Origin of the sequence: Streptomyces sp. NPDC002463 (genome assembly GCF_042889835.1) — a bacterium.
Classification (GTDB): Bacteria; Actinomycetota; Actinomycetes; order Streptomycetales; family Streptomycetaceae; genus Streptomyces; species Streptomyces nymphaeiformis.
Window position 1 is genome coordinate 1 of the sequence record NZ_JBIARL010000018.1, and the last position, 14,285, is coordinate 14,285.

General features: G+C 72.2%; 16 protein-coding genes. 10 read left to right on the forward strand and 6 right to left on the reverse strand.

Going from position 1 to position 14,285, the window contains the following annotated elements:
• Nucleotides 1–195 precede the first annotated feature (195 nt).
• The 7 genes from ACFYX3_RS30760 (at nucleotide 196) to ACFYX3_RS30790 (ending at nucleotide 6,219) form a co-directional block, all read left to right on the forward strand.
• Nucleotides 196–1,041 carry a HipA family kinase gene (locus ACFYX3_RS30760; protein WP_389020239.1) on the forward strand — a complete coding sequence of 282 codons (846 nt, stop codon included), beginning with the start codon at nucleotides 196–198 and terminating at the stop codon, nucleotides 1,039–1,041.
• Complete coding sequence (locus tag ACFYX3_RS30765; protein WP_116162150.1) at nucleotides 1,038–1,421, forward strand: DUF3037 domain-containing protein; 384 nt, start codon at nucleotides 1,038–1,040, stop codon at nucleotides 1,419–1,421. Before ACFYX3_RS30760 ends, ACFYX3_RS30765 begins: the two co-directional genes overlap by 4 nt.
• Before the next feature lie 203 nt (nucleotides 1,422–1,624).
• Nucleotides 1,625–2,386, forward strand: coding sequence for a 3-oxoacyl-ACP reductase FabG (gene fabG / locus ACFYX3_RS30770; RefSeq protein ID WP_116162151.1), 762 nt, complete (start codon nucleotides 1,625–1,627; stop codon nucleotides 2,384–2,386).
• Between the two features lie 29 nt (nucleotides 2,387–2,415).
• The gene (locus ACFYX3_RS30775) at nucleotides 2,416–3,183 is read left to right on the forward strand and encodes an SDR family oxidoreductase (RefSeq protein ID WP_382658301.1); all 768 of its coding nucleotides are present in this window, start codon (nucleotides 2,416–2,418) and stop codon (nucleotides 3,181–3,183) included.
• 149 nt (nucleotides 3,184–3,332) lie between these two features.
• Nucleotides 3,333–4,910, forward strand: coding sequence for an ABC transporter substrate-binding protein (locus ACFYX3_RS30780; protein ID WP_389020243.1), 1,578 nt, complete (start codon nucleotides 3,333–3,335; stop codon nucleotides 4,908–4,910).
• Between the two features lie 82 nt (nucleotides 4,911–4,992).
• Nucleotides 4,993–5,676, forward strand: a complete 684-nt coding sequence (gene ung, locus ACFYX3_RS30785) for a uracil-DNA glycosylase (RefSeq protein ID WP_389020246.1) — start codon at nucleotides 4,993–4,995, stop codon at nucleotides 5,674–5,676.
• A 69-nt stretch (nucleotides 5,677–5,745) separates the two neighbouring features.
• Nucleotides 5,746–6,219 (forward strand): hypothetical protein, encoded by a 474-nt coding sequence (locus tag ACFYX3_RS30790; RefSeq protein ID WP_116165648.1) that lies wholly within the window; start codon nucleotides 5,746–5,748, stop codon nucleotides 6,217–6,219.
• 61 nt (nucleotides 6,220–6,280) lie between these two features.
• On the opposite strand, the gene ACFYX3_RS30795 is transcribed toward ACFYX3_RS30790, so the two are convergent.
• The 3 genes from ACFYX3_RS30795 to ACFYX3_RS30805 all read right to left on the reverse strand — a co-directional run bounded on the left by ACFYX3_RS30795 (nucleotide 6,281) and on the right by ACFYX3_RS30805 (nucleotide 8,115).
• The gene (locus ACFYX3_RS30795) at nucleotides 6,281–6,745 is read right to left on the reverse strand and encodes a hypothetical protein (RefSeq protein ID WP_389020249.1); all 465 of its coding nucleotides are present in this window, start codon (nucleotides 6,743–6,745) and stop codon (nucleotides 6,281–6,283) included.
• A 160-nt stretch (nucleotides 6,746–6,905) separates the two neighbouring features.
• Nucleotides 6,906–7,433: a DinB family protein gene (locus tag ACFYX3_RS30800; RefSeq protein ID WP_382658289.1), complete on the reverse strand. Its 528-nt coding sequence runs from the start codon at nucleotides 7,431–7,433 to the stop codon at nucleotides 6,906–6,908.
• A 64-nt stretch (nucleotides 7,434–7,497) separates the two neighbouring features.
• Nucleotides 7,498–8,115 (reverse strand): TetR/AcrR family transcriptional regulator, encoded by a 618-nt coding sequence (locus tag ACFYX3_RS30805; protein ID WP_389020253.1) that lies wholly within the window; start codon nucleotides 8,113–8,115, stop codon nucleotides 7,498–7,500.
• Nucleotides 8,116–8,227: 112 nt separating this feature from the next.
• Here ACFYX3_RS30805 and ACFYX3_RS30810 point away from each other — a divergent pair, with 112 nt between their 5' ends.
• Nucleotides 8,228–9,457 (forward strand): FAD-dependent monooxygenase, encoded by a 1,230-nt coding sequence (locus tag ACFYX3_RS30810; protein ID WP_389020256.1) that lies wholly within the window; start codon nucleotides 8,228–8,230, stop codon nucleotides 9,455–9,457.
• Between the two features lie 46 nt (nucleotides 9,458–9,503).
• On the forward strand, nucleotides 9,504–10,409 hold the full coding sequence (locus ACFYX3_RS30815; RefSeq protein ID WP_389020259.1) for a Gfo/Idh/MocA family protein: 906 nt from the start codon (nucleotides 9,504–9,506) through the stop codon (nucleotides 10,407–10,409).
• Here ACFYX3_RS30815 and lnt read toward each other — a convergent pair.
• Nucleotides 10,354–11,964 (reverse strand): apolipoprotein N-acyltransferase, encoded by a 1,611-nt coding sequence (gene lnt / locus ACFYX3_RS30820; RefSeq protein WP_389020263.1) that lies wholly within the window; start codon nucleotides 11,962–11,964, stop codon nucleotides 10,354–10,356. The genes ACFYX3_RS30815 and lnt overlap by 56 nt on opposite strands.
• A gap of 54 nt (nucleotides 11,965–12,018) precedes the next feature.
• Nucleotides 12,019–12,465 (reverse strand): nuclear transport factor 2 family protein, encoded by a 447-nt coding sequence (locus ACFYX3_RS30825; RefSeq protein ID WP_389020266.1) that lies wholly within the window; start codon nucleotides 12,463–12,465, stop codon nucleotides 12,019–12,021.
• A gap of 177 nt (nucleotides 12,466–12,642) precedes the next feature.
• Here ACFYX3_RS30825 and ACFYX3_RS30830 point away from each other — a divergent pair, with 177 nt between their 5' ends.
• Nucleotides 12,643–13,338 carry a flavin reductase family protein gene (locus ACFYX3_RS30830; protein WP_389020269.1) on the forward strand — a complete coding sequence of 232 codons (696 nt, stop codon included), beginning with the start codon at nucleotides 12,643–12,645 and terminating at the stop codon, nucleotides 13,336–13,338.
• 86 nt (nucleotides 13,339–13,424) lie between these two features.
• Here ACFYX3_RS30830 and ACFYX3_RS30835 read toward each other — a convergent pair whose 3' ends face one another.
• A complete protein-coding gene (locus ACFYX3_RS30835; RefSeq protein WP_389020272.1) occupies nucleotides 13,425–14,228 on the reverse strand; it encodes a hypothetical protein in 804 nt (267 codons plus the stop codon).
• Nucleotides 14,229–14,285: the final 57 nt, after the last annotated feature.

Below are 14,285 nucleotides of genomic sequence, written 5' to 3' on the forward strand. Positions count from 1 at the left end.
GACCTGTTCACCACCATCAGCGAGGCACTCCGCCTGCGCTGAACGAGCCCGACGAGCTGAACCCCAGGGGGAGTCCGGTCGACCGGACTCCCCCTGCGGTGTGCGTCCTGGCTGCACCGCCACGACCTCGCACACGAGGACATGGCCATGGCGGCGAACTTCCAGGTGATCCGAACGAATGGATAGCCTGGGCGAATGCTTACCGAAGTGACAGCGACCCGCTATGTCACGCCTTTGCGTGAGGGCGGCTCGCTCCCCGGGATCGTCGAGGCCGACGACCTCGGTACGTACGTCATGAAATTCACCGGCGCCGGACAGGGGCGGAAGACCCTGGTCGCCGAGGTCGTCTGCGGGCAGCTCGCCCGCAGGCTCGGCCTGCGGGTGCCGGAGCTCGTCACCATCCAGCTCGACCCCGTCATCGGGCTCTCCGAACCCGACCAGGAGGTGCAGGAGCTGCTCAAGGCGAGCGGCGGGCTCAACCTGGGCATGGACTTCCTGCCCGGCTCGCTGGGCTTCGACCCGCTCGCGTACGAGGTCGACCCGAAGGAGGCCGGCCGGGTCGTCTGGTTCGACGCGGTGATCAACAACGTCGACCGGTCCTGGCGCAACCCGAACATGCTCGTCTGGCACGGCGACCTGTGGCTCATCGACCACGGCGCCACCATGATCTGGCACCACAACTGGCCGGGCGCCCAGGCCTCCGCAGCGAAGCCGTACGACGCCTCCGACCACGCGCTCGCGCCCTTCGGCCCGGACATCGCCGCCGCGGCCGCCGAGCTCGCGCCGCTCGTCACCCGCGAGCTCCTGGAAGAGGTCGCCGCCGACGTCCCCGACGAGTGGCTCGTCGACGAGCCCGGCTTCGACAGCACGGACGAGGTCCGCGCCGCGTACGTCTCGGCGCTGCTGCCGCGCGCCGCGACCATCCACGAGCGGATCACGCTCGGGCCGCGCACCGAGGGCCGGCCGCAGCAGCCGCCCGGCTGGCTCGCCGAGCGTCTCGCGCCCCGGAAGCACTCCACCGAGAAGGACAGCACGACGTGACCGACCGCGATGTCTTCGAGTACGCGCTGCTGCGTGTCGTCCCCCGGGTGGAGCGCGGCGAGTGCTTCAACGCGGGAGTGGTCGTCTACTGCCGTGCCCGGTCCTTCGTGGCCGCCCGTACGCACCTGGACGAGGCCAAGCTGACGGTGCTCGACCCGGCGGCCGACGTGACCGGCGTACGGGCCGCGCTGCGCGCCGTCGAGGGGGTCTGCCTGGGCGGCGACGCGGCCGGTCAGGCGGCGCGCGACGAGCCGGGACGGCGCTTCCGCTGGCTGATCGCGCCGCGCTCCACGGTCGTGCAGCCGGGGCCGGTCCACACGGGTCTGACCACCGACCCCGAGGCCGAGGTGGAGCGCCTGCTCGACCTTCTCGTCCGGTAGATCGTCCGACAGGCCGTCCGGTGCTCGTCCGGGAGGGCCGCGGCACGTGACCTGGTGCACCCGGTGGGCCGTTGACACCGGGTGCCAGGGCTTCTAGCGTCTCGTTCTGCGGTCGATACTAAGCGGTCGCTCATGTGCGGGACGCAGGAGCGGCTCACGGACTCGGCCTACCAGGGACGATCCAAGGGCGAGGAGAACCAAGCATGTCCACCACCGAGCAGCGCGTAGCCATCGTCACGGGTGCCGCACGGGGCATCGGCGCGGCCACCGCGCTCCGCCTGGCGGCCGAGGGCCGCGCCGTCGCCGTACTCGACCTCGACGAGGCGGCCTGCAAGGACACCGTCGAGAAGATCACCGCCGCGGGCGGCACCGCGCTCGCGGTCGGCTGCGACGTCTCGGACGGCGCGCAGGTGGAGGCCGCCGTCGCGCGGGTCGCCGCCGAGCTCGGCGCGCCGACGATCCTCGTCAACAACGCGGGCGTGCTCCGCGACAACCTGCTCTTCAAGATGTCCGAGTCCGACTGGGACCTCGTCATGAACGTCCACCTCAAGGGCGCCTTCCTGATGGCGAAGGCCGTCCAGAAGCACATGGTGGACGCGGGCTTCGGCCGGATCGTCTCGCTCTCCTCCTCCTCGGCGCTCGGCAACCGCGGCCAGGCCAACTACTCGGCCGTCAAGGCCGGTCTGCAGGGCTTCACGAAGACCCTCGCCAAGGAGCTCGGCAAGTTCGGCATCACCGCCAACGCCGTCGCCCCGGGCTTCATCGTCACCGAGATGACCGCGCAGACCGCCGAGCGCGTCGGCATGGGCTTCGAGGACTTCCAGGCGGCCGCCGCCTCGATGATCCCGGTGCAGCGGGTCGGCCGCCCCGAGGACGTCGCCAACGCGATCGCGTTCTTCACGGGCGACGACGCCGGCTTCGTCTCCGGCCAGGTCATGTACGTGGCCGGCGGCCCGCTCAACTGACGACCGGCAGCGAGAGGAGCAGGGCGCGCATGAGCGCACAGGAACGGCCGGAGCTGTCCGGCAAGGTCGCCCTCGTCACCGGCGCCAGCCGTGGCATCGGCTACGGCGTCGCCGAGGCCCTCGTCGCCCGCGGCGACCGGGTCGTGATCACCGGGCGAGGCGAGGAGGCCCTCAAGGAGGCCGTGGAGCGGCTCGGGGCCGACCGGGTCATCGGCGTCCCCGGCAAGGCGCACGACGAGGCCCACCAGGCCGCCGCCGTCGAGGCGGCGATGGACGGCTTCGGCCGCCTGGACTTCCTCGTCAACAACGCCGGTACGAATCCGGTCTTCGGGCCCATTGCGGACCTGGACCTCGGGGTGGCCCGCAAGGTCTTCGAGACGAACGTGATCTCCGCGCTCGGCTTCGCCCAGCGGACCTGGCACGCCTGGCAGAAGGAGCACGGCGGGGCGATCGTGAACATCGCCTCGATCGCCGGCGTCACCGCCTCGCCTTTCGTCGGCGCGTACGGAATGAGCAAGGCCGCGATGATCAATCTGACCCTGCAGCTGGCGCATGAATTCGCGCCGGTCGTGCGGGTCAACGCGATCGCTCCCGCCGTGGTGAAGACGAAATTCGCGCGGGCGCTCTACGAGGGCCGCGAGGCCGAGGCGGCGGCCTCCTATCCGCTCGGCCGGCTCGGCGAGCCCGAGGACATCGGCGGCGCGGCGGCCTTCCTCACCTCGTCCCAGTCGGAGTGGATCACCGGCCAGACGCTCGTCGTCGACGGCGGCATTTTCCTGAACGCCGGAGTCGGGTGACCGATAACCGGACACTTTCCGGAATCTCCTGTCCGGATTGACCCCGGTTATGCGCCGAATGCCTCAAGTGCCCCGTCAGGCTCGAACATTGACCTGGCGGGGTGCTGCGGTATCGTCGGCCGACCCCTGGCTGAACGAGGAGCGTGCACGTGTTCAACCGGACCAGTCTGCAGGCCGCTGCAGCCCTTGTGTCCATATCCCTGGTAACCGGATGCGGTGTCTTCTCGGACAGTGAATCCGCCGGGGATCAGAGAATCGTCGTCGGCACGACGAGTTCTCCTTCCACGCTTGATCCGGCCGCTGCCTGGGACAATTCCTGGGAGCTCTTCCGGAATGTCTTCCAGACCCTGGTGGCTTTTCCCACGGGCAGCACCACGCCGCAGTCGGACGCCGCCGACTGCAAGTTCACGGACACCTCCAGCCGGGTCTTCGAGTGCAAGCTGGTGGAGGGTCTCACCTTCTCCAACGGGCACAAACTGGACGCGAATGTCGTGAAGTACTCGATCGAGCGCATCCGCACGATCGACGCCAAGGGCGGCCCGAACGGCATGCTCGGCTCGCTGGGCAAGATCGACACGGTCGGAGACCGCACCGTCGTCTTCCGGCTGAACAAGTCGGACGCGACCTTCCCCTTCATCCTCGCCACCCCCGCGATGTCGCTGGTGGACCCCGCCGAGTACCCGGCCGACAAGCTCCGCACGGACGGCAAGGTCATGGGCTCGGGCCCGTACGTCCTCGACTCGTACAGCGAGCGCAAGGAGGCGGAGCTGACGAAGAACCCCTCCTACAAGGGCTTCGCCGACCGCAAGAACGGCGGCGTCACGATCAAGTACTTCGACGACTCCGAGGCCATGGTCGCCGCCCTCCGGAAGAAGGAGATCGACGCCACCTACCGAGGCCTCACCGCCGCCGAGGTCGTCGCCCTCCAGGAGGACAAGCCGGAGAACAAGGGCCTCCAGATCGTGGAGTCGACCGGCGCCGACATCCGCTACCTGGTCTTCAACACCCAGAACAAGTCCGTCGCCAAGCTCCCCGTCCGCAAGGCCATCGCCCAGCTCGTCGACCGCGACGAACTGGTCAGCAAGGTCTACCAGGGCACCGCCGAGCCCCTGTACTCCATGGTGCCCAAGGGCATCGCCGGTCACACCACCAAGTTCTTCGACCGCTTCGGCTCGCCCAGCGAGGAGAAGGCGAAGAAGATCCTCCGCAACGCCGGCATCACCGAGCCCGTCGAGCTGGACTTCTGGTACACCACCGACCGGTACGGCTCCTCGACGGCCGCCGAGTTCGCCGAGCTCAAGCGCCAGCTGGAGGAGTCCGGCCTCTTCAAGGTCACCCTGCACGGCAAGCCCTGGAAGGAGTTCCAGGCGGGCTACCAGAACGGCGAGTACCCGGTCTTCGGCCGCGGCTGGTTCCCCGACTTCCCGGACCCGGACAACTTCGTCGCCCCCTTCGTGGGCAAGGAGAACGTCCTCGGAACGCCCTACGAGAGCCCCCGGATCACCAACGAGCTGCTCCCGAAGTCCCGCCGCGACAGCGACCGCGGGACCGTCACGGACGAGTTCGTGGAGGCCCAGGAGATCATGGTCCAGGACGTCCGCCTGCTGCCCCTGTGGCAGGGCAAGCTGTACATCGCGGCCGGTGAGGACATCGGCGGCGGCGAGCGCGCCCTCGACCCCCAGACGGTCATGCAGATGTGGGAGCTGAGCCGCCGGGCCAGCTGGTAGAGGGTCTGCGGGGGCCACTGTCAGTGGCCCCCGGTAGGTTCTCGGACGGAGTAACAGGAACGTCCACCGGAGGTTGTTGACCGTGACCGACACCAGCATGCTGCCCGAGTCCTGGCGGGGTGTCCTCGGCGAGGAGCTGCAGAAGCCGTACTTCGCCCAGCTCACCGAGTTCGTCGAGGAGGAGCGCGCCAGGGGACCGGTCTTCCCGCCGAAGGACGAGGTCTTCGCCGCCCTCGACGCCACTCCGTACGACAAGGTGAAGGTCCTGATCCTCGGTCAGGACCCCTACCACGGCGAGGGCCAGGGGCACGGTCTGTGCTTCTCCGTCCGCCCCGGTGTGAAGACCCCGCCCTCCCTGCGGAACATCTACAAGGAGATGCAGGAGGAGCTCGGTCACCCCGTCCCGGACAACGGCTATCTGATGCCGTGGGCCGAGCAGGGCGTCCTCCTGCTCAACGCGGTCCTGACCGTCCGCTCCGGCGAGGCGAACTCGCACAAGAACAAGGGCTGGGAGAAGTTCACGGACGCGGTGATCACCGCCGTCGCCTCCCGCCCCGACCCCGCCGTCTTCGTCCTGTGGGGCAACTACGCGCAGAAGAAGCTGCCGCTCATCGACGAGGAGCGGCACGTCGTGGTGAAGGGCGCGCACCCCTCCCCGCTGTCGGCGAAGAAGTTCTTCGGATCGCACCCCTTCACCCAGATCAACGCGGCCGTCGCGGCCCAGGGGCACGAGCCGATCGACTGGCGCATCCCGAACCTCGGCTGAGCCTCGGCCCGATCCGGGCCGGGTGCGGCTAGCGTCGTCACTCCCAGTGAGTGAGCGGTGGAGGTCGCGGTGACCGAGCAGCAGCAGGTGTCGGACGACGGGGTCATGACCAGGATCGGGCAGGCCCTGATGCTGCTGCACGGCGGCGACCGCGAGGAGGCCCGCAACCGCTTCGGGCTGCTCTGGCAGCAGATCGGCCCGGACGGCGACCCCCTGCACCGCTGCACCCTCGCGCACTACATGGCGGACGCCCAGGACGATCCCGACACCGAGCTGGCCTGGGACCTGCGGGCGCTGAGCGCGGCCGAGGGCCTCGCCGAGGAGCGGCTCGCCGCGCACGACTCGGCGGCCGCCCTCCGCGCGCTGTATCCCTCGCTCCATCTGAACCTGGCCGCCGACTACGTCAAGCTCCAGCGGCCCGACGCCGCGCGGGTCCATCTCGACCGGGCCCGCGCGGCCTCGGACCATCTCGACGACGACGGTTACGGGAACGGGGTGCGGGCCGCGATCGAGCGCCTGGAGCTGAGACTCAGGGGCGCGTGACGGCGGCGCGCCCTGAGGGGAAGGCTCATCGCCCGTGCGTGCCGCGCCCTGAGGGGGAGGCTCACCGGCCGTACGTGCCGTGGCAGATCCTGGACTGATCGCTGCCGGGGGCCCAGCCCCCGTACCGCTCGCCCAGATCGCAGACCTCGTCCCGGGAGACCGGCGGCTTCCCCGGCAGCCGCCCCGTGAGCTCCGGCAGTACGGGAAGGTCGGGGCGGGCCGCCGGGCGCGGACGCTCGTGCCGCTGCGGTACGGAGCCGTGGTGCGGGGCCGCCGGGCGGGGAGGCGCCGCCTGTCGGTGCCGCTCGGACGGAGGCGTCGCGCGGGGCGCGGGGGTCGGCGGGGGAGCCGGGAGCGCCGCTTCGAGGGCCTCGCGGGCCGGGCCCTCGACGATCTGCGGTGCCACGTCCTGGGCGGGGGCGGTGTCGGCCGCGGGGACGGAGGCGGGGGCGGGCGCCGTCGGCGGGGCGTCCACCGAGACGCAGCCCGCCAGGGCGGCGACCGCCGCCCCGACCAGGATCTTCACTGTTGTTCGGGTTCCATGCACCCGCGTCACTCTGCTGGTCCGTACACGATCTTCGCGCCCCTACCGGCGGGGAATGCCCCGCACGGGTGAGCCGCGCGGGGCCCGGTCTTGACCGGCCCGGTGCCGGTGCCCGGTACGGGGTCAGCGGCCGGCCGTGGCGTCAGTCTCCGGTCGCGCCGTCGATCCGCTCGCGGATGAGGTCCGCGTGGCCGTTGTGGCGGGCGTACTCCTCGATCATGTGGAGGTAGATCCACCGGAGGTTGAAGGTCCGGCCGGTGCGGTGCTCGCCCAGGCCCAGGTCGTCGAGGTCACGGCCGGCGGCCAGGGTGCGCGCGTGGGCGATCTCCGCCTGCCAGGTGGCGTAGGCCTCCTCGTAGGTGTCCTCGTCCGTGGCGTGGATGTCCCGGTCGAAGTCCTCCTCCGTCGAGTAGATCCACTCCGCCTTCTCGCCGGCCAGGACGCGGCGGAACCAGCCGCGCTCGACCTCGGCCATGTGACGGACCAGACCGAGCAGGTTGAGGTCCGACGGCGGGGCGGACGGGGTGCGCAGCTGGGCGTCGTCGAGCCCCTCGCACTTCATCGCGAGGGTCACGCGGTGGAAGTCGAGCCACTGCTCCAGCGCCTCGCGCTCGCCCGTGGTGGTGGCCGGGTCGACGCGCGGGGTGGATTCGGTGCGTTCGGTGGTCATGGGCGGCATCGTCTCCCATGGCCGAGGGCGGCGCCAGGGGTCCCCCGGGTCTTCCGACTCCGCGTCAGCTCCGATCGCCGAGCATGCCGCGCAGCAACTCGTCGAAACCGGTGCGCAGTTCGGCGCGGCTCGGGACGGCCGCGTGGAAGGAGCCCGCCGCGCAGGAGAACATCAGCCCCTCGCTCCAGGCGATCAGGGAGAGCGCGTGCCGCTCGGGCTCCGGCGAGCCGGCCGCCGCCATCATCGCGATCAGCGGGGTGTGGAAGGTCGAACCGGCCGCGTCGAAGAAGCTCCGGAGCTCGGGCCGGCGGGTGGCCTCGAGGGCGAGCTCGTAGCGGGAGACCAGCAGGGAGCGGTGGTCGGTGAGGTAGCGGTGCAGGGAGAGGGCGAGCGCGTCGACGAGCGCCTCGCCGCCGCTCTCCGGGCCCGGCAGCTCGTGCGGGGTGAGGACCTCGGCCTCCCGCTCGACCTGGCGCCGTACGGCCGCCTCCAGCAGGGCCTGGCGGGTGCGGGCGTGGTTGGACGTCGAGCCCTGCGGCAGCCCGGCCTGCTCGTCGACGGCGCGATGGGTCAGGCCCCGCATGCCGCGCTCGACGAGGAGGGCGAGGGCGGCGTCGCCGATCCGCTCGGCGCGGGTGGCGGGGGACTCCGGGGCCGGGGCCCCGGCGGTGGCTCGGGTCATGGGGACAACCTACTACCGACGCGACTACAGCTGTAGTACGGTCGTGACATGGAGGTCACTACAGCTGTAGTGACCCTCCCGTGCCGCACCCGTCCCGAACCGAGGAGCAGCCATGGAACAGCAGCACCGTGCCGTCGTCGTCGGAGCCGGCATCGGCGGGCTCACCGCCGCCGTGGCCCTGCACCTGCGCGGCTGGCAGGTCACCCTCCTCGAACGCGCCGCCGACCTCGCCCCCGTCGGCGCCGGCATCGCCCTCGCCCCCAACGCCCAGCGCGCCCTCGACGTCATCGGCCTCGGCGACCGCGTCCGCGAGCTCTCCGCCTGGCAGGGCGACGGCGGCATGCGCACCCCGGACGGCCGCTGGCTCGCCCGTACCGACGCCAAGGCCGCCGCCGCACGCTTCGGCGGACCCCTCGTCCTCCTCCACCGCGCCACCCTCGTCGACATCCTCACCTCGGCCCTCCCCGAGGGCGTCGTCCGCACCGGCGTGACCGCCACCGTCACCGACCCCGGCGACGACCACCGCCCCGCCCGCCTCACCGTCTCGGAGGCCGGGACCGCGACCGGCACCGACCTCGAGGCCGAGCTCGTCGTCGCCGCCGACGGCATCCGCTCGGCGACCCGCGGGACGCTCTTCCCCGACCACCCCGGCCCCCGCTACTCCGGCAGCACCAGCTGGCGCGTCGTCGTCCCCGCCCCCGGGCGCCCCTTCGCCCCGCACGAGACCTGGGGCGCCGGCCGGCTGTGGGGCAGTCAGCCCCTCAAGGACGGCCGGGTCTACGCGTACGCCATGGCCGTGGCCCCCGCCGGCGCCCACGCGCCCGACGACGAGAGGTCCGAACTGCTCCGGCTCTTCGGCGACTGGCACCACCCCGTCCCCGAGATCCTCGCCGGCGTCGACCCCGACCGGATCCTCCGGCACGACGTCCACCACCTGCCCGACCCGCTGCCCGCCTTCCACCGGGGCAGGGTGGCCCTCCTCGGCGACGCCGCGCACGCGATGATGCCGAGCCTCGGCCAGGGCGGGAACCAGGCCGTCGAGGACGCCGTCGTCCTCGCCCACCACGCCCGCAGCACCACCGACTTCGCGCCGGGCCGCGCGCTCGCCGCGTACACCGCCGACCGGCTGCCGCGCACCACCGGCATCGTCCGCAGGGCCGCCCGCACCGGTGCGCTCACCATGCTCTCCGCCCGCCCCGCCGTAGCCCTGCGCTCCGCGGCCGTCAGCGCCGTCTCCCGCTTCGGGCCCGGCCTCGCCTTGCGCGGCTTCGACGGCATCTGCGACTGGTGCCCGCCGGTCGACCCGGCACCTTCGGCGCATGATCCGTCCCGCGTAAGCTGACCGGCGCGAAGGGCCCTTCGCGCCCGTGGACGACAAGGGAGACCCCGTGAAGGTTGGCTGCATCGGACTCGGCGACATCGCGCAGAAGGCCTACCTTCCCGTCCTGGGCACCCTCCCCGGGGTCGAGCTCCACCTGCAGACCCGCACCCCGGCGACCCTGGAGCGGGTGGCCGACACCCTGCACCTGCCCGCCGAGCGGCGCCACCGCGACCTCGACTCGCTGCTCTCAGCCGGGCTCGACGCGGCCTTCGTCCACGCCTCCACCGCCGCCCACGCCGAGATCGCCGGCCGGCTCATCGAAGCCGGCGTCCCCACGTACGTCGACAAGCCCCTCGCGTACGAGTACGCCGACTCCGAGCGGATCGTGGAGCTCGCCGAGAAGCGCTCGGTCAGCCTCGCCGTCGGCTTCAACCGGCGCCTCGCCCCCAGCTACTCCCAGTGCCTCGACCACCCGCGCGAGCTGATCCTCCTCCAGAAGAACCGCATCGGCCTGCCCGAGGCCCCCCGGACCTTCGTCCTGGACGACTTCATCCACGTCGTCGACACCCTGCGCTTCCTGGTGCCCGGCGAGGTCGAGCACATCGACGTGCGCGCCCGGATCCGCGAGGGGCTCATGCACCACGTGGTGCTCCAGCTCTCCGGCGACGGCTTCACCGCCATCGGCATGATGAACCGGATGAACGGCTCCACCGAGGAGGTCCTCGAGGTGTCGGGGCAGGACACCAAGCGCCAGGTCCTCAACCTCGCCGAGGTCGTCGACCACAAGGGGCAGCCGACCGTGCGCCGACGCGGGGACTGGGTGCCCGTGGCCCGGCAGCGCGGCATCGAGCAGGCCGTCCTCGCCTTCCTCGACGCGGTACGGGAGGGCCGGGTGCTCAGCGCCCGGGACGCCCTGCTCACCCACGAGCTGTGCGAGCGGGTCGTCCTCGACGCGCTGACCCAGGCTTCCTGAACGCGCCCGCACCCTCGGCGGCGCACACCGCGCCGACCACCGCGAGCGCTCCGTACAAGGGCCAGTCACCCCACCGGACAAAGGCCGTCGTCGTCCCCGAGAGCGGAAGCTCGCGCACGACGGCGGCGCTCGCGTCCGTGCCGAGGACCGGACCGATCCGGTGTCCGTCGGGGCCGTACGCGGCACTGATCCCGGTGAGCGTCGCGTGGACGACCGGACGGCCCGTCTCGGCCGCCCGCAGGGCCGCGAGCGAGGCGTGCTGGGCGGGCGCCCAGCTGTCCTGGAAGGTACTGGTCGACGACTGCACGACCAGGAGGTCGGCCCCGTCGCGGGTGAGCGTCCGGCTCATGTCGGGGAACGCGGACTCGAAGCAGACCAGCGGCCCGACCCGGAGCGGGGAGGCGCCGGCCGCACGGGCGGGCAGGCTCATCACCACCGGCTCGGTGCCGCGACGCCGGTCCTCCTTCGCGGCGCGCCCGGCGGACGTGACCCAGCCGAGGAGCCTGCGCGCGGGGACGTACTCGCCGAACGGGACGAGCCGCATCTTGTCGTAACGGTCGCCCGTGAGACCTGCCGGGCCGACCAGGACCGCGCTCTTGTAGATGCCGGGGCGGTCGGCGCCCCGTGCGTCCACGTTCACCAGGAGCGGCGCGCCGACCGTCCGCGACAGCGCGGTCAGCCGGGCCGCCAGCACCGGGTCACCCGCCGGATCGGCGCCCACCCCGCTCTCGCCCCACACGACCAGGTCGAGCCGCTGCCCGGCGAGGGAGCGCGTCAGAGTCTCGGCCCGCGCGAGGCGCCGCTCGGGCCCGTCGGGGCCGCCGAACATCCCCGGTTGTACGAGGGCCACCCGTACCGACCCGCTCTCGCGCGGGGCCGCGACACCCCAGGCCGCCGTCCCCGCCACCAGGGCGCAGGCGGCGAGCCCCGCCACCCCGACGGAACGCCGCCCCGGCACCGCCACGAGAAGCGCCACGGCCGTGTTCACCGCCACCACCAGGAGGCTTACCAGCCACACCCCGCCGATCGAGGCGAGCCGCAGCGCCACCGGGACCTGCCACTGGCTCGCCCCGAGAAGCCCCCACGGTCCGCCGAGCCCCTCCCAGGAACGGGCCGACTCGATCAGCAGCCAGCCCGAGGGCACCGCGAGCAGCGCCACGGCCGCCCGCACGGGCGACGGGGGCCCGCCGAGCAGCGCCCTGACGAGCCACCCCCAGGGCAGCCACAGAAGACCGAGCAGCGCGGCGAGCGGGAGCAGGAACACATGCAGGCTCGGCAGCAGCCAGTGGTGCATCGCCAGCATGAATCCGAAGCCGCCGGACCAGCCGTCGAGACCGGCACGGCGGGCTCCCGGAGCCGTACGGATCAGCAGCAGCCACGGGACGAGCGCCACAGGGGCCCACCACCAGAGCCCAGGAGCCGGGAAGGCGAGCACGGGCAGGGCGCCGCAGCCGGCGGCGAGCAGGGAGCGCGCGGCCCCGCGCCCGGCGAGCCGGGGGGTGGGGGAGCGGTCGGCACGGCCACCTCGGCGGCGAATCACGAACGGACCACCCATGACGTGCCTCCCGTCGATGCCTCCAGTGTCCGCGACGCCTGCGGTGACCAGGGGTCAGCCGTGGCGGCGCCAGCGTTCGTCGACCACGACCGAGGCGAGCCGCCAGCCGTCGGCGGTGCGGCGCGCCGCGAAGGCGTAGCGCCCGCCGCAGACGAAGTCCTCGCCGGAGGCGAACCGCATCGGGTTGACGTAGTCGGCGCCGATGTCCGCCCTGTCCCCGGTCTCCGGATAGCCGCCCGGATCCAGGAACCGCACCCGCCGGTTCACGATGAGGTGCTGGCGTACGGGAAAGAGGGGCAGCGTCGTGGAGAGCCACTCCACGACCTCCGCCGCCGGGCCCTCGATCCCGCCCGAGCCTCGGTAGTCGGCCCTGCCGTCCGGGGTGAACAGTCCCCGGTAGGCGCTCCAGTCGCCCTCGTCGACGGCCGCCGCGTAGCCGGTGATCAGGTCGTCGAGGGCGAATCGGTCCATCACGGTCGCGAGGTCCACGCGCTGCGTCATCGGCTCAGTGTCGGCCAGCGGACGCCAGGGGCCAAGAGTCGTGCGGGCCAAAGCGTGCGAGGGGCGCACGGACGTGCGGGCTGAGACATGCGAGGGGCGGACGGACACGCGGGTCATCGTGTGCGAGGGTCGACCGGGCGTGCGGCGGTCGCCGGGGCGCCGGTCATACTGGCCGCCATGCGCGTGAACATCGATCCCGAACTGACCGACCGCACCTCCTTCTACCGGCTGCTTACCGCCACCGTCGTGCCCCGCCCCATCGCCTGGGTGTCCACGACCTCGGCCGACGGGGCGGACAACCTCGCCCCGCACTCCTTCTTCACCATCTCCTCGGTCACGCCGCCGGTCGTCCAGTTCACGTCGGTCGGGCGCAAGGACTCGCTGCGCAACGTGGAGGAGACGGGGGAGTTCGTGGTGAACCTCGCCCCCGAGAGTCTCTTCGAGACGATCAACGCCACGTCGACGGACTTCCCGCGCGGGGTCAGCGAGTTCGACGCGTGCGGCGTCGAGCGGGAGCCGAGCCTGCGGGTGAAGCCGCCGCGGGTCGCCCAGTCGCCGGTGGCGCTGGAGTGCGAGCTGCACAGCACGCTGCGGATCGGCGACTCGACGGTCGTCTTCGGCCGGGTCGTGCACGCGGCGGTCGACGAGTCCGTCATGGTCGACGGCCACCCCGAGATGACCCTGATGCGCCCGCTGACCCGGCTCGGCAAGAACGAATGGGGCACCCTGGGCGGCATCGAGGAGATCGCCAGGGTGCCCTACCGGGCTGAGGCCGTCAGGGCGGATGCGGGTGCTCTGGGCGAGGAGAAGTGCTTCGTCAGCGTGGCGCCGGGGGCGTTGTCCACCGGGTTGTGCGACCCGGGCGGCGGATAGGCGGCGGATACGCGTACCGCGCGCCGCGGCTGCCGTCATCGCTGTCTCGGGGGCGTTGCCGACCGCCCCCGGAGCCGTGGTCGCCCTCATCGCTCCCCGGGGACCCGGGACGACGTCGCTCCAGGTGAGGCTGCCTGGTCGCGGATTTCCTCGGTGCGTTCGGGCAGGAGCAGCACGGAGCCGATGAGGAAGCAGACCGCGCCGATCAAGGTCGTCGTGTTGGCTTCGGTCGCGTTGTGCACCTGGCCGGTGACCGGGTCGATGTAGCCGGCCACGGCGGAGATGCCGAAGGCCACGGACCCGACGAGGTTGGCCAGGGTGATCCACCACGCCCACGACGCCGGCCGCCAGGCGGTCCAGCCGTGACAGGTCTCGTACCAGGCGAGGAGACTCGCGACGAGGAAGCACACCGAGCCGATGGCATCGGGGCGCCAGATGTGCTGGTGGGCGGTGGTCGCGGACAGGTTGCTTCCCATGGCGACGCCGGTGCTGACGTTGAAGTACAGGGTGCCGACCAGCTGGATCGCGGTGGCCCACCAGTCGATCCGTCGTGGCTGGTAGACGAGGAGCCGCCGACGCGCGGGGTTGAGCGCCGGCGGGGCCGCGTCGACCGCCTCGCGGTAGGTGAGGTACGACGCCGCGGTGAAGAACAGCGATCCGACGAAGTACGTGACCGTGTCCCAGTGCGCCCCGACCGCCTCGGTGTAGCCGGGCACCGAGCCGACGGCGAACAGCAGCGACCCGATGGCGAACAGCACCGCGATCCACCAGCCGCGGGCGGCGGGCGCCCACCAGGTCGACCCGGCGGCGGGCCGCTGGTGCTTGCGGTGACGCCGCGATTCCCACCGGACCACGACCCCGTCCGCGCGCACGTGGTCGACGAACGCCACTGCTCGGAGGGTGCTCCGGTGCCCCCTGTGGGCAGGCGGCTCCCGCCTGCTGGACCC

Bases quoted from the DNA above. Each gene is read 5' to 3' on its own strand.
- ACFYX3_RS30760 (WP_389020239.1), top strand. From the start codon at position 196: ATGCTTACCGAAGTGACAGCGACCCGCTATGTCACGCCTTTGCGTGAG.
- fabG (WP_116162151.1), top strand. From the start codon at position 1,625: ATGTCCACCACCGAGCAGCGCGTAGCCATCGTCACGGGTGCCGCACGG.
- ACFYX3_RS30775 (WP_382658301.1), top strand. From the start codon at position 2,416: ATGAGCGCACAGGAACGGCCGGAGCTGTCCGGCAAGGTCGCCCTCGTC.
- ACFYX3_RS30800 (WP_382658289.1), bottom strand. From the start codon at position 7,433: ATGACCACCGAACGCACCGAATCCACCCCGCGCGTCGACCCGGCCACC.
- ACFYX3_RS30805 (WP_389020253.1), bottom strand. From the start codon at position 8,115: ATGACCCGAGCCACCGCCGGGGCCCCGGCCCCGGAGTCCCCCGCCACC.
- ACFYX3_RS30810 (WP_389020256.1), top strand. From the start codon at position 8,228: ATGGAACAGCAGCACCGTGCCGTCGTCGTCGGAGCCGGCATCGGCGGG.
- lnt (WP_389020263.1), bottom strand. From the start codon at position 11,964: ATGGGTGGTCCGTTCGTGATTCGCCGCCGAGGTGGCCGTGCCGACCGC.
- ACFYX3_RS30825 (WP_389020266.1), bottom strand. From the start codon at position 12,465: ATGACGCAGCGCGTGGACCTCGCGACCGTGATGGACCGATTCGCCCTC.
- ACFYX3_RS30830 (WP_389020269.1), top strand. From the start codon at position 12,643: ATGCGCGTGAACATCGATCCCGAACTGACCGACCGCACCTCCTTCTAC.